This window comes from Streptococcus rubneri, from assembly GCF_004785935.1.
Lineage (GTDB): Bacteria > Bacillota > Bacilli > Lactobacillales > Streptococcaceae > Streptococcus > Streptococcus rubneri.
In genome coordinates, this window is record NZ_SRRP01000002.1 from 58,602 (window position 1) to 72,057 (window position 13,456).

Consider the following 13,456-nt stretch of genomic DNA (forward strand, 5'->3'; position numbering starts at 1 on the left):
GAGATATGACAGTAGATCTCAGTTGGTTAGCTACGTATCGTTCTTCCGAACCACATTTTGGTTTGGAGCGAATGGAAGCCATACTCGCCTTAAGGGGGAATCCTCACTTAGTCTGTCCTGTAATCCATTTAGCTGGAACCAATGGAAAGGGTTCGACTATAGCCCATTTACGATCTTTACTAGAGGTTAGAGGATTGCGGGTGGGGGTTTTCTCCTCTCCCTATCTAGTTTCTTTTAATGAGCAAATCGGTATCAATGGGGTTCCCATTTCGGACAAAGATTTAGAAGATTATTTGGCTCTGTATCGGGATCTGCTTGAAAGAAATAGTTCTGATCAGACCTTGCTCGGTTTGACAGAGTTCGAATTGATAACGGCCATGGCTTTTGATTATTTTGCAGCAGAGAAGCCAGATGTGGTCATTATGGAAGTAGGCATGGGTGGCCGTCTCGACAGTACCAATGTTTGTCAGCCTATTTTGACGGCCATCACCACCATTGGTCTGGATCATGTGGCCCTCTTAGGACCGGATGTGGCCTCGATTGCGCGGGAAAAGGCGGGGATTATCAAGGAAAAAATTCCTGTTTTGCTAGGGCGGATAGAGTTAGAAGCTCAAGAAGTCATTGTTCAAGAGGCTCATCGTCTATCAGCACCAGTAGAAGTATTAGGACAGGATTTTCTGGTTTGCTACCAAGAGTCACTGGCAGACGGGGAAGTTTTTACCTACCAGAGTCAGAATCGCTCAGAAGTCCAATTAAAAACAGGCCTTCTGGGAATTTATCAAGTAGACAATGCTGGTCTAGCGCTAGCTCTTTGTGATGCCTTTTTTCAAGAAAGGGGACTTTCACTTTTAAGTCAGGACGAAATCATCCAGGCCTGGTCCCAGGTTCAATGGCCAGGTAGGCTAGAAATCATTTCGACTCAACCCCTTATCATTCTGGATGGGGCCCATAATCCACACGCAGTAAGGCCTCTCATAGAAACCTTGCAGGAACGTTATGCCCAGTTGGACAAGCAAGTATTGTTTACCTGTATCCAAACCAAGGCGATTGAAGAGATGCTAGATCTATGGTTGGAACTGGAAGGAAGTCAATTGACCTTGACGACCTTTGAGGATCCGCGAGCCTATTCAGTAAAAGAAACACAGGAGATAGCTCTCCAAAAAGGCTTACCTCATCAGGAGTGGAAGCTATTTTTAACGAATTATATAGAAAAAGAGTCGCAACAATCTGATCTCCTCTTAGTGACGGGATCCTTATACTTTTTGGCTCAAGTCAGAGCCTTTCTAATCGAAAAAATCAGTAGGAGATGAAATGGATACAAAGAAAATTCAAGAAGCCGTGAAGATGATCATCGAAGCAGTCGGTGAAGATGGAAACCGTGAAGGGCTACAAGAAACCCCAGAGCGCATTGCCAAGATGTACCAGGAGATTTTTGCTGGTCTCAATCAAACTGCTGAAGAGCACTTATCTAAGTCTTTTGAGATTATTGATAACAATATGGTGGTAGAAAAAGATATTTTCTTCCATTCCATGTGTGAGCACCATTTCTTGCCTTTCTACGGCAAGGTTCACATTGCCTATATCCCAAATGGACGCGTAGCGGGTCTCTCTAAGCTGGCTCGGACGGTAGAAGTGTATGCCAAAAAACCTCAAATCCAGGAACGTTTAACTGTGGAAATCGCAGATGCCTTGATGGAGTATCTGGGAGCGCAAGGAGCCTTGGTATGGGTAGAAGCAGAGCATATGTGTATGAATATGCGAGGAGTCCGGAAACCTGGAACTGCAACGGTAACAACAGCAGCGCGTGGTTTGTTAGAGACAGATAAAGACTTGAAAAATGAAGCCTACAAGTTGATGGGGCACTAATTTCTAGATCAACAGAGGTAAAAAAAGTGGATCAATTACGAATTAAAGACTTGGAAGTCTATGCTTATCATGGAGTTTTCCAAGCTGAAAAAGAAATGGGGCAACGCTTTGTCCTAGATGTTTGTATCGATTATGATATGACGCGAACAGCTCGTACCGAGGACCTAACGTCATCTATTCATTATGGGATTTTAGCCGAGCAGTTGACAGGATGGATGCAGGGAGATCAGGTTGATTTGATTGAAACGGTAGCCTTCCAGCTGGTTCAACACATCTTTGAAACCTATAATTTTGTTAGTAAGGTTCGTTTAGAGGTAAAAAAACCTTGGGCACCAGTTGCTCTACCTTTGGATACTTGTTCTGTCACGATTGAGCGGGAGAAAAAACGGGCCTTTATTGGTCTTGGTAGCAATATGGGAGATAAGGGACAACAGTTAGCAACAGCTGTATCTAAATTAGAAGAAAAGGGGATTATGATTCTCCAAACCTCTTCTCAGATTGAGACAGCGCCTTGGGGAGGGGTCGAGCAGGATAGCTTCCTTAACCAAGTCGTAGAGGTCGAAACCTGGTTTACGCCCCAAGACTTGATTGAGACCTTGCTAGAAATCGAGCTAGAAATGGGTCGGGTCCGTGAGGTCAAATGGGGACCACGTGTCATCGATTTAGATCTCCTTTATATGGAGGATTTGATCCTCTATAGTCCGGATTTGATTCTCCCTCATCCTTATGTGGCAGAACGGGCATTTATCCTAGAATCCTTAAATGAAATTGCCCCTTACTTTGTGGATCCTGTCCAACGAAAACAGATCCGACAATTGTGGGAGGCTGTGAAAGAAACAAAAGGTAGTTGATCCAAGGGTCAACTACCTTTTGTTTCTTGACAGGTTGATTGAGCAGGAGTATACTAAGCCTAATTAGACTAGGAGTGGAGGGGCTGATGAAATCTTATCTTGTAAAATGGTTGATCGCGATTGTCTTAGCTGTTCTTTTCCTTTGGTTGAGTTTGGAAACGGACTTTCTTCCAAAAGAAGTGTATCCCATTCTTCTTGTCCTGATACTGGCTGTGGTTCTCTATCTTTTTAAGGAGAGGTAATTCTCTATCCAACTAAACTATGAAAAAACCCCTGGGTGCCAACTATTTCAGGCATCCAAGGGATTTTTTGTATACGGAGCTAGGACGAAAGGTCTAGCCTTGGTTTTCTTTATTTGCGGTACAAGCGATCGTATTGGTAAACCGGATCCATAGTGACATGGATACCCAGTTTGCGAAGAACGTTCTTATCTTCATCTGTCAACATCACTGTTGAATGGGCTTCGCTCCCTTTCAAACGCTCCAATTCTTGCATGGCAAGATTCGCCTCTGGATGGTTCATAGCTGTAATGGCTAGGGCGATGAGGATTTCATTTGAATGGAGGCGAGGGTTGTGACTGCCCAAGTGGTTGATCTTTAAGCCTTGGATTGGTTTCACATATTCTGGCTCAATTAACTTGGTTTCTTTATCAATATGGGCTAATTTCTTGATGGCGTTGATGAGAACAGCTGCCGTTGGACCAAATAAGTCAGAAGTCTTACCTGTCACGGTTTCTCCGTTCGGCAATTCGAGGGCCAAGGCAGGATCGCCAGTTTCTTCTTCTTTCTGGCGGGCAAGGATGGTGACTTGGCGATCTTTTGGTGAAATGCCTAAGTCATTCATCAAGAGTTCAATTTTCTTAATAGCCCCACTTCCAACACGCTCCGCTTTTACATCCAGAATGGTTTGGTAGTAACGGCGGATAATTTCTTGCTTAGAGGCTTCAATCGCTGCATCGTTGTCCACGATGGCAAAGCCGACCATGTTCACTCCCATATCCGTTGGGGAAGCATAAGGAGATCTTCCTAAGATGCGTTCCAACATTCGCTTCAAGACAGGGAAGATTTCGATATCTCGGTTGTAGTTGACCGTTGTTTCGCCGTAGGTTTGAAGGTGGAATGGGTCAATCATATTGACGTCGTCTAGATCTGCTGTGGCAGCTTCATAGGCTAGATTCACCGGGTGGTGCAAAGGCAGGTTCCAAACTGGGAAAGTCTCGAACTTAGCATAACCAGATTTGATGCCATTCAGTTGATCATGGTACATATTGGACATGCAGGTAGCCAATTTACCAGAACCAGGACCAGGAGCTGTCACGACAACGAGGTTGCGACTGGTCTGAATGTAGTCGTTTTTCCCCATTCCCTCAGGAGAGATGATATGGTCCATATCCGTTGGGTAGCCCTTGATTGGGTAGTGGAGGTAAGAGGCAATGCCATTCTTTTCCAACTGTTTGCGGAAGAGGTCTGCAGCAGGCTGCCCAGAGTACTGTGTGACAACGACAGAGCCCACATAGATGCCTAATTCGTTAAATTTATCGATCAAGCGGAAAACTTCTTGATCATAGGAGATACCGAGGTCGCCACGCGCTTTTGAGTGCTCGATGTTGCTGGCATTAATGGCAATGACAATTTCCACTTGTTCGCGGAGTTCTTGGAGAAGTTTAATTTTATTGTCTGGTTCATAACCAGGGAGGACGCGGGCAGCATGGAAATCTTCCAGCATTTTTCCTCCAAACTCTAGGTAGAGCTTGCCATCAAATTGGTTGATGCGCTCGAGGATATGATCGCGTTGCAAATTCAAATACTTTTCAGAACTAAAAGCTTGTTTCTTCATTTAAACCTCCAATAAAGAAGCGAGGGTGATCTTTAGCGGTGCTCCGCCTTCCACGCAAGGAAAGGGGAGTGCAAAAGAACACCCGTTGCAATATTCATTCAGTATTATATCAAAAAAACCCCAAAATGGGGGTTTAAAACAATTATTTTGAAAAAATATTAATAATTCTTAATTAAGTCAACGGTTGAACGATCCAATTTTTTTACCAAGGCTTGAAGGAAGGCTTGGGCTTGAAGGAAATCATCCATAGCGTAGAGGGTTTGGTGAGAGTGGATGTAGCGCGCACAGACTCCAATGGTAGTTGATGGCACTCCGCCACTTCGTAAGTGGGCTACTCCAGCATCCGTTCCCCCTTTTCCACAGTAGTATTGGTACTTGATGCCTGCTTCTTCAGCAGTGGTTAGGAGGAAATCCTTCATATTTGGCAACATGAGGTGACCTGGGTCAAAGAAACGAAGGAGGGTTCCCTCACCGATGGCTCCTTGGCCTCCGTAGACATCTGCAGCTGGAGAACAGTCAACAGCCAGGAAGATTTCCGGATCAAACTTGGTCACAGAAGTCCCAGCACCGCGTAGTCCGACTTCTTCTTGGACAGTCGCTCCAACATAGAGTTCGTTTGCTAGGGCTTGTCCGGAGATGGCTTGTGCCAATTCGCTGACCATCAAGACCCCATAACGGTTGTCCCAAGCTTTGGAGATGATGTTTTTCTGATTAGCTGTTAAGATTGCAGTGCTTTCAGGGACCAAGGTGTCGCCTGGACGGATCCCAAAGCTTTCTGCTTCTTCTTTGTTGGCAAATCCACCATCAAAGACAATATCCCCGATTGCTGGAAGAGTAGGACCGTTTGCGCCCCGTGCCAAGTGAGGGGGAACAGAACCAGAAATGACAGGGTAGGACTGGCCATCACGTGTTAAAAGGGTGAAACGTTGGCTGCTGACCACCATAGGGTTCCAACCACCAATTTCAACCACACGGAAGGTGCCGTCTGCCTTGATCTCACTGACCATAAAGCCAACTTCATCCATATGGCCTGCGACCATGATGCGAGGAGCATCAGCCACTTCTGAGTGGCGGACCCCAAAAATGCTGCCCAAGCCATCTGTGACCACTTCATCCACATGTGGAGTGATCTGTTTGCGTAGATAATCGCGAACAGGCGCTTCATGGCCGGAGATGGCAGGAAGTTCTGTTACTTCTTTGATTTTAGAAAATAAATCAGTCATAAGTTACCTTCTTTCTGATTGTTATTTTATCACTTTTTTAGTCGGGATGGTAGTGGCAGTTGAAGGAAAACAGACGAGAGGTTACTTGTTAGGTGTGCCATTCTCCTTTCGTTGTCCCAGCTTGTATTTTGTGTTACAATATGAGGTATGAAAGCTAAAAAAATCATTTTATCCAGCCTTGCAGTAGCTAGTGCAAGTGCTCTTGCCCTTGGGGCCTATAAAATTGCCAAAGATCAAAAACGTTTGCGGACGCAAGAAGAGTTAGTCGCAGAAGTCCGTGAGCAGATGGAGAATATGGGAAAGATTGCGACCCTTTATGTGGAACTCTATGAGTCAAGCGAAGAACGTCTGGTCGGAGGGCTCGTATTTGAGGATGAGCGCCACTATCGCTTTGTCTATGAAGAGGGCCTCCTTCAGTATGAAGAGGAAAAACTATGATCATACCACAGTCCTTAGAGGAATTAGCCCGCTACGTCGAGCAAGAAGGAAAGAAGGTTTTCTTCTTTTCAGCGGATTGGTGTGGCGATTGCCGGTATATCCAGCCATTTTTGCCAGAGATTGAAGCAGAAAACCCTGAATTTACCTTCATTTTGGTCGATAGAGACCAGTATCTAAACTTGGCTAAGCTTTGGGATATCTATGGCATTCCGAGTTTAGTGGTCCTAGACAAGGATCGGGAACTGGGTCGTTTCGTCAATCGTGATCGCAAAACCAAGGCTCAGATTTCAGAATTTTTAGCAGGATTGAAGTAGGAGAAAGAGAAAGAATGATTGTAACCTATAATAAAGAACAAGTCGGTGATGTCTTAATGCTCACCTTGAAAAATAGTGGAGATGCCAAGTTAGCAGTAGAGCGCAAAGGCAAAGTAGCCCGTGTCTACCGTGAAGACAAGCAAGAAACCGTAGCCTGGAATATTTTTGAGGCTTCGACTTTCTTTGCTCTTGAAGGCAAGGGGCAACTTTTCTTGAGTGATGAGCAAGTTGCACGCCTCAATCAAGAATTACAAGCTGAAGGATTTGCAGAGGTCTTGGTCAATGACAAGGAGCCTAAGTTTGTCGTGGGGCAAATCGTTGAAATGGTTGCTCATCCAGATAGTGACCACCTCAACATCTGCCAAGTGGCTGTTGGACCAGACAAAACGGTTCAGATCGTAGCAGGTGCGCCAAATGCACGTGAAGGCCTCAAGACAATCGTGGCTCTACCAGGTGCGATGATGCCAGATGGCAGCTTGATTTTCCCAGGAGCCCTTCGTGGAGAAAAGAGCTTTGGCATGATGTGTAGCCCACGCGAATTGCACTTGCCAAATGCGCCACAAAAACGTGGGATTATTGAATTGCAAGATACAGAAGAGGTGGGAACTCCATTTGACCCCGCCCGTCACTGGCAAGGATAAGAGAGTGGGACAAAAGTCCGGCCCCTCAATTGTCTTTGGATTGTCGAGCAAGACGCAGTGGTTGAGTGGGCTCTACTACGCTGATTTCATCAGCTTTTACAGCCCTACTCAACTGTGCGGAGGTGGGACGACGAAATCGAATTCTAACGAATTACCGATTTCTGTCCCACTCTCTTTTTTTATTTTTTCCTCAAATGGCTAAAAAACTACGAATTATATAAGTAGGAGGAAGAAATATGTACAATAAAGTAATTTTAATCGGGCGTCTAGTGGCAGATCCGGAGCTTCATAAGACCAGTACGGACAAGTCCGTTGCGCGTGCGACCCTGGCTGTCAATCGGCGTTACAAGGATCAAAATGGCGAGCGTGAGGCGGACTTTATCACCCTAGTGGTCTGGGGGAAATTAGCAGAGACTCTTGTCTCCTATGCCAACAAGGGGAGCTTGCTCTCAGTAGATGGCGAGCTTCGAACCAGACGTTATGAGAAGAATGGGACGACCCAATATGTGACAGAAGTGCTCTGTCAAGGCTTCCAGCTCCTAGAAAGTCGCGCTCAACGAGCGATGCGGGCTAATGGAGCGGGAGGGGATCTAGCGGATCTCATCCTCGAAGAGGAAGAACTTCCATTTTAAAAGAAGAAAACGGTGCAGTTAGTCAGCTGTATCGTTTTTTCTTTTTCGAAACTTCTTACTGAAGTTGTAGGGAGAAGTTATTATCTAGATAGAGTCGTAAAACGCATTCATTTTCGTAAGACCTTCAAGCTCTTGGTAAAAAATGCTATAATAAAAGGTATTAAATGCGAACGAAAATATTTGATGTAGCAAAATAATTCGTTTTTAAGAGGAGAAGGGATGGAATTAGAAGAGGAAATTGTTCAAAAGAAACGGTATCGAACCATGGTTTATACAATCATTTGCAGTCTGGTGTTTGTGGTGGTTGTAATCTATGTAAATGCTAGCCAAATAAGACCGATAAAAGGGCAGATGCGGGTCGGTGTGACCTATATGACCATGAACAATGAATTCTATCAAACACTGAATGCAGAGATTGAACGAGTGGCTGACGAAAAAGGGGACTTGCTTCTAGTTCGTAATCCAGAGTTAGACGAAGAAAAACAAAGTCAACAGATTGATTATTTTTGTCAACAAAAGGTCAATGTGATTGTGATTAACCCAGTAAAAGGAGATAGCCCTAAAATCATTGCTTCCCTGAAGAGAGCCAAACAGGCAGGAATTAAAATCATTGCAGTGGATAGTCAGCTCAGCCATTTCACGGTGGATGCCAGTGTGGTGTCGGATAATTACCAGGCAGGGGTCTTGGTCGCCCAGCGCCTGATGAAGCAGAAAAATGAGGCGAAAATCCTACTCTTAGAGCATAAGGGGACAGTATCGGCTGAGCAACGTATTCAAGGGTTCTTAGATACGATTCAGTCGGAGCCTGCCTATCAGGTTGTTGGGAGAGAAGAGACTCGTGGTCAAACAGAATTGGCCTTGCCAGCTGTTTCCCAGGTCATTCAGGATGGTCTGGTATTTGATACCGTCGTAGCCTTAAATGATCGAGCGGCCATCGGAGCCCTTGCGGCAATCAAGGAAAACCAACTAGCCATGCCGATTTCTATCTATGGAATCGATGGCTCTCCAGATATGAAGGTATTGCTCTCAACGACGGATGATATCGAAGGGACGGTTGCCCAATCTCCTCTTAAAATGGGGAGACAGGTGATGCAAGTGATTGAGTGCATGAGGACAGGTAAATCCTACAAGGAGCAATATAAGATTCCAGTTGAGATGATTGATAAGGATAATGTTGACCGATACGATGTCAACGGGTGGCAGTAATGACCAAGCTTCGTGGCATTCGTTATAGTTTAATTTTATTGAAAATTATTAATTTCATCGCCATTTTATTTAGCAGTTCGCTCTACCTACATGCGACCAATTACATCATTGCCAAGGGGCAAGGTTATCAATTGTTGGAGCAATTAAGAGAAATACCGAGTTCACCAGCTCAGAATTTTTTGATCTCCATCCTTCTCTTTGGAGGGATTCTTCTCATTACCTTCTATCGGATGCGCCAAGGGACACAGGAGTGGTCGGTTTTTGACAAATGGAATATTCTAGAAATACTGCTGATGTTAGGTGTCATGATGTCCCTCAGCTTTTCCTACAATGGGATCATCCTTTTGGTGTTTGCCGATATCTTTTATGGCTCCAAAGAGTTTAGCAGTTCCAAGGATAGGCGTTACTGGTTTGCCTTTATCCTTCTGAGTTTTATAGTCCTCCTTGTGACCAATTATGACATTCTCTCTCTAGTTGTGCAGTTGCCGTCGCTAGATGCCTATATCGCCTTTTATCCTTCATCGATTCGGATGCTTATTCTATTTGCTAAAAATGCGCTAGCTTCCTTAAATATGGTTGTCTTTATTATTTCTCTTCTCTTTTACATTTTATCGGTAGTAGCAGAGCACCATCGGATCGAAAAAGAGTTAGCAATGGTATCGCAGGTCAATACGGAATTAAATAGCTACATGGCCCTTTCGGAAAAGATTGCGGAGGACCGGGAGCGTAAGCGGATAGCACGGGAAATTCATGATACTCTAGGCCATGCCTTAACCGGCATCTCTGCTGGGATTGATGCGGTTGGGGTTCTGATTGATATTGACCCTGGTCGTGCCAAGACCCAGCTGCAATCAGTCTCTACGGTGGTACGGGATGGAATCAAGGACGTCCGGGGCTCTTTGAACAAGCTTCGGCCAGGTGCCCTAGAGGATCATACCTTGAGGGATGCGGTTTTGAAATTGGTTCACGAATACCAAGCCATCTCCCACCTGCAAGTCGATCTCACCTATGACTGGGATGAGGTTGATCTGGATGTCATGGTGGAGGATACCGTCTTTCGCGTGATTCAGGAATCCATGACCAATTCTGTCCGCCACGGTCATGCCAGCCATATGCAGATTTCCTTTTTGGTGGAAGATGCCTATATCATGATTCTCCAAGATAATGGGGTCGGTTTTGACCACCTGCAGGTTGGCTACGGCTTGAAACAAATGCGAGAGCGGGTTTCTATCTTGGGAGGAAGGATCGAATTTGCCAATCGAAATGGATTTTATACACGAATTGAATTGCCCAAAGAAAAAGGAGGAAATCTTTTATGATCAAAGTAATGATTGCGGATGATCAAGCGCTGATTCGCGAATCGCTCCAAATTATTTTGTCTGCTCATCAAGATATTCAGGTGACTTCTGCAGTGGCAGATGGTCATGAAGTGCTAGAGCGAATCCCCCAAGATCGACCAGATCTTGTATTGATGGATATTCGTATGCCCAAGATGGATGGTGTGATGGCGACAAAAGAAGTCAAGGAACGCTTCCCTGAGGTAAAAATCATCATTCTAACCACCTTCGACGATGATGATTTCATCTTTCGGGCTCTGAAATATGGAGCTTCAGGGTATTTGCTCAAAGGGGCTTCCACAGAGGAACTCTACCAAGCCATTCAAATTGTCTATCACGGGGGAGCCATGATTAATCCCAATATTGCCAGTAAGGTTTTTCAGATTTTTTCTCAGATGGCTCAGAGCAATTACACAATCTCCGTTTCTGAAGAGTATGTGAGCGACTTATCCCTGACCGAATGGCGGATCATCCAGCAGGTTGGTTTTGGGGAGTCTAATAAGGAAATCGCAGCCAAATTGTTCCTGTCAGAGGGAACGATTCGGAATTACCTGTCAACCATTTTGTCTAAGTTGAACCTGCGGGATCGGACCCAGTTGGCTATTTGGTCTGTTCAAAAAGGTGTGACCACTAAGGATTTTGGAACAGAAAGTGATAGCCGATGAAGAAAAAACGTAAGATTCGAGGCTCCAGATTGTTTCTAGGCTTGCTTTTGCTTTTTCTAGTTGCTGGAGGGATTTGGTGGTGGCGTCAGCCTAAGCTTGTCCGCTTGGGGGTTTACGCTGGATCTAGCTGGGATGTGCCCACCCAAACGGAAGAAAAAGTCTTGGATCAAGCGATTGCTCGTTTCGAAAAAACGCATCCAGGGGTAAAGATTGTCTACGAAAGTGGGATTCCGAAGAATCAGTATGCGAGTTGGTTAGCCAATCAGATCCTCCATGGACAGGAGCCAGATCTATATATGGTATCCAGTACTGAGCTCCCGGTGTTAGCTGCGCGTGGGGCGGTAGAAGATTTGACTCCCTTGATGGACAAACAGGTCGATCCTTCTCATTTTTATCCAGTTGCCCTAGAAGCAGGCAAATACAAGAACCGTCAGTATGCCCTCCCATTTGAGAGCAATCCTGTTTTGATGTGTGTCAATAAGGATTTATTGGAAAAGGAAGGGATTGCTATTCCGAAAGAGGGGTGGACCTTGGAGGAATTTTATACGATTTGTCAAAAAGTGACGCGGGATACAGATGGAGATGGTGAGCTAGATCAGTTTGGAAGTACAGATTATACCTGGAGGGAGGCCTTGGCAGCCCATGGTGGCCAGCTTTTCCGTCAGGATAGCATTAATCTAACGAGTAAAGAAATGAAGCGCTCGCTCTATTTTGTCGAAAAACTCGAAGCCCTTCATGGGAATTTCAATGTTACTTCTAAGGATTTTGATGAAGGCAAGGTCGCTTTTTATCCGATGACCTTGGCCCAGTACCGAACTTATAAACCTTATCCCTATCATGTTGCCAAATATTCGAATTTCACTTGGACCTGTATCCCTATGCCCGGGGCTTCTGGATCAACTCCGTCAACCTTAGTGGATACGTCCTTGTTTGCTCTGTCTTCTCGGGCCAGTGCTAGCAAGGAGGCCAAGGAATTCATGGAATTTTTGACCCAGGACCAGCAGGTCCAGCAGGAACTCTTCCGGCAGTCGCAGGGAACCTCTGTTCTCCCTTCGGTGGTCAATAGTTCGGAAAGTCGGGACCTTCTTAAAGCGGATGATTTCGGGGTTGATTCCTTGACGAATCGGACCCTGGACCAGATTATGAAAAAGGCTGTCCTAAGTACTCCTGGCAACCTACCCGATGATATCTGGGATCGATTGGATTATTTGATTCATAATGCTCTAAAAGCAAAGGATATTGATAATCAATTGCCTCAAATTCAAAAGATTATTGAGGAAATGCTTCGGGAGAAGTTTCGTTAAGAGCAACTAGGCATCTGTCAAGTGACAGATGTCATTTTTTTATTGACAGATGTCAACTTTTCTTTGTGACAAATGACAATAGTAAAACGCTTTCAAAAACAATACAATAAGGTCATCATAAAGGAGGAGAAAGGATGAAGTATCTGGTATTGGTCAGTCATGGTGGACTGGCAGAAGGTCTGAAAAGTTCGCTGGCAATGTTTGCTGGGGATAAGATCGATCAGGTGATTGCGGTCGGACTGAAAGAAGGCAAATCGGTAGATGATTTTGCTCATGATTTTGGTCAGGCTCTAGCACCTTTAACAGATGAGGACTCTGTCTTAGTTCTAGCAGACATTGTAGGTGGCAGTCCTTTGACAACGGCAGCGACAGTGCTAGAGGAGCAAGGAAAGCTGAGTACAGCCTTGATCTTAGGTGGTATGAACTTGACCATGGCGCTGACAGCAGTTGTGATGAAGGACATGATGGAGGGGGCTGATTTAGCCCAGGTGATTTTATCCGAAGCTTCCACAGCCTTGCAAGAATTTACCCTTGCCCCGGTAGAGGGTGACGATGATGAAGAAGATGATATTTAACTAAGGGAGGTTAAAAAATGGTAGTATCATTTGTACGGATTGACGACCGTATGATCCACGGTCAAACAGTAACTCGATGGGCTAAAGAAAAGCCTTGTGATGGCTTGATCGCCGTCAACGACGCAGCAGCTTCCAACAAGGTCTTGATCCAAGCCTATAAAGGGGCTTCAGATAAGAAAACCTTTGTTTGGACCAAGGAAGCTTTCAAAGAAAAATCTGCAAAAGTAACCGAATCAGAAACTCGCTATTTCTTGATTACCAAGAACCCCATCGATATGAAAGAAATTTTGGTCGACCAAGGGTTTGTCCCAGGGGATGTTAAAGAAATCATTGTTGGTCCTGCAAATGACCGTCCAGGTGCTGTGAAATTGGGGAACAACCAATCCATCACCCAGGAAGAAGCAGAAGCCATTGAAGCTATTCAGGCTGCCGGCTACAAGGTAAAATTCCAGTTGCTGCCAGATGTTTCCATCGGTTATTGGGATGATTTTAAATCAAAATTCGGATTCTAGGGGGGAGAGCATCCTAGCTCTTCGTCACTAAACTATACTTACAAACAAAAGGAGCG

16 protein-coding genes are annotated in these 13,456 nt (G+C 45.0%); 14 read left to right on the forward strand and 2 right to left on the reverse strand.

The annotated features are described in order from the left end of the window. The first annotated feature begins 5 nt into the window (after nucleotides 1-5). The 4 genes from E5S68_RS08440 (at nucleotide 6) to E5S68_RS10575 (ending at nucleotide 2,959) form a co-directional block, all read left to right on the forward strand. Nucleotides 6-1,310, forward strand: a complete 1,305-nt coding sequence (locus tag E5S68_RS08440) for a bifunctional folylpolyglutamate synthase/dihydrofolate synthase (RefSeq protein WP_135783163.1) — start codon at nucleotides 6-8, stop codon at nucleotides 1,308-1,310. Nucleotide 1,311: 1 nt separating this feature from the next. Continuing rightward, nucleotides 1,312-1,866: a GTP cyclohydrolase I FolE gene (gene folE / locus E5S68_RS08445; RefSeq protein ID WP_135783164.1), complete on the forward strand. Its 555-nt coding sequence runs from the start codon at nucleotides 1,312-1,314 to the stop codon at nucleotides 1,864-1,866. 26 nt (nucleotides 1,867-1,892) lie between these two features. Next, entirely contained in the window at nucleotides 1,893-2,717 is an 825-nt protein-coding gene (gene folK / locus E5S68_RS08450) for a 2-amino-4-hydroxy-6-hydroxymethyldihydropteridine diphosphokinase (RefSeq protein ID WP_135783165.1), read from the forward strand. An 86-nt stretch (nucleotides 2,718-2,803) separates the two neighbouring features. Then, nucleotides 2,804-2,959: a hypothetical protein gene (locus E5S68_RS10575; RefSeq protein ID WP_167470856.1), complete on the forward strand. Its 156-nt coding sequence runs from the start codon at nucleotides 2,804-2,806 to the stop codon at nucleotides 2,957-2,959. A gap of 109 nt (nucleotides 2,960-3,068) precedes the next feature. Here the strand turns inward: E5S68_RS10575 and E5S68_RS08455 are convergent, their stop codons facing one another. Further along, on the reverse strand, nucleotides 3,069-4,553 hold the full coding sequence (locus tag E5S68_RS08455) for a DUF1846 domain-containing protein (protein WP_135783166.1): 1,485 nt from the start codon (nucleotides 4,551-4,553) through the stop codon (nucleotides 3,069-3,071). A 158-nt stretch (nucleotides 4,554-4,711) separates the two neighbouring features. Continuing rightward, entirely contained in the window at nucleotides 4,712-5,776 is a 1,065-nt protein-coding gene (gene pepA / locus E5S68_RS08460) for a glutamyl aminopeptidase (RefSeq protein WP_135783167.1), read from the reverse strand. Nucleotides 5,777-5,923: 147 nt separating this feature from the next. Here pepA and E5S68_RS08465 point away from each other — a divergent pair, with 147 nt between their 5' ends. The 10 genes from E5S68_RS08465 (at nucleotide 5,924) to E5S68_RS08515 (ending at nucleotide 13,400) form a co-directional block, all read left to right on the forward strand. Further along, nucleotides 5,924-6,214, forward strand: coding sequence for a DUF4651 domain-containing protein (locus tag E5S68_RS08465; protein ID WP_135783168.1), 291 nt, complete (start codon nucleotides 5,924-5,926; stop codon nucleotides 6,212-6,214). Further along, nucleotides 6,211-6,528: a thioredoxin family protein gene (locus tag E5S68_RS08470; RefSeq protein WP_135783169.1), complete on the forward strand. Its 318-nt coding sequence runs from the start codon at nucleotides 6,211-6,213 to the stop codon at nucleotides 6,526-6,528. The genes E5S68_RS08465 and E5S68_RS08470 overlap by 4 nt, the downstream gene beginning before the upstream one ends. A gap of 14 nt (nucleotides 6,529-6,542) precedes the next feature. Continuing rightward, nucleotides 6,543-7,169 carry a YtpR family tRNA-binding protein gene (gene ytpR, locus E5S68_RS08475; protein ID WP_135783170.1) on the forward strand — a complete coding sequence of 209 codons (627 nt, stop codon included), beginning with the start codon at nucleotides 6,543-6,545 and terminating at the stop codon, nucleotides 7,167-7,169. Nucleotides 7,170-7,405: 236 nt separating this feature from the next. After that, entirely contained in the window at nucleotides 7,406-7,801 is a 396-nt protein-coding gene (locus E5S68_RS08485; protein ID WP_006595118.1) for a single-stranded DNA-binding protein, read from the forward strand. A 219-nt stretch (nucleotides 7,802-8,020) separates the two neighbouring features. Then, the gene (locus E5S68_RS08490; protein WP_135783171.1) at nucleotides 8,021-9,007 is read left to right on the forward strand and encodes a substrate-binding domain-containing protein; all 987 of its coding nucleotides are present in this window, start codon (nucleotides 8,021-8,023) and stop codon (nucleotides 9,005-9,007) included. Further along, nucleotides 9,007-10,326: a sensor histidine kinase gene (locus E5S68_RS08495; RefSeq protein ID WP_135783172.1), complete on the forward strand. Its 1,320-nt coding sequence runs from the start codon at nucleotides 9,007-9,009 to the stop codon at nucleotides 10,324-10,326. The genes E5S68_RS08490 and E5S68_RS08495 overlap by 1 nt, the downstream gene beginning before the upstream one ends. Then, on the forward strand, nucleotides 10,323-11,009 hold the full coding sequence (locus E5S68_RS08500) for a response regulator transcription factor (protein ID WP_135783173.1): 687 nt from the start codon (nucleotides 10,323-10,325) through the stop codon (nucleotides 11,007-11,009). The genes E5S68_RS08495 and E5S68_RS08500 overlap by 4 nt, the downstream gene beginning before the upstream one ends. After that, a complete protein-coding gene (locus E5S68_RS08505; protein ID WP_135783174.1) occupies nucleotides 11,006-12,313 on the forward strand; it encodes an ABC transporter substrate-binding protein in 1,308 nt (435 codons plus the stop codon). The genes E5S68_RS08500 and E5S68_RS08505 overlap by 4 nt, the downstream gene beginning before the upstream one ends. Before the next feature lie 134 nt (nucleotides 12,314-12,447). Next, on the forward strand, nucleotides 12,448-12,888 hold the full coding sequence (locus E5S68_RS08510; RefSeq protein ID WP_135783175.1) for a PTS sugar transporter subunit IIA: 441 nt from the start codon (nucleotides 12,448-12,450) through the stop codon (nucleotides 12,886-12,888). A 17-nt stretch (nucleotides 12,889-12,905) separates the two neighbouring features. Continuing rightward, the gene (locus E5S68_RS08515) at nucleotides 12,906-13,400 is read left to right on the forward strand and encodes a PTS sugar transporter subunit IIB (RefSeq protein ID WP_006595112.1); all 495 of its coding nucleotides are present in this window, start codon (nucleotides 12,906-12,908) and stop codon (nucleotides 13,398-13,400) included. Nucleotides 13,401-13,456: the final 56 nt, after the last annotated feature.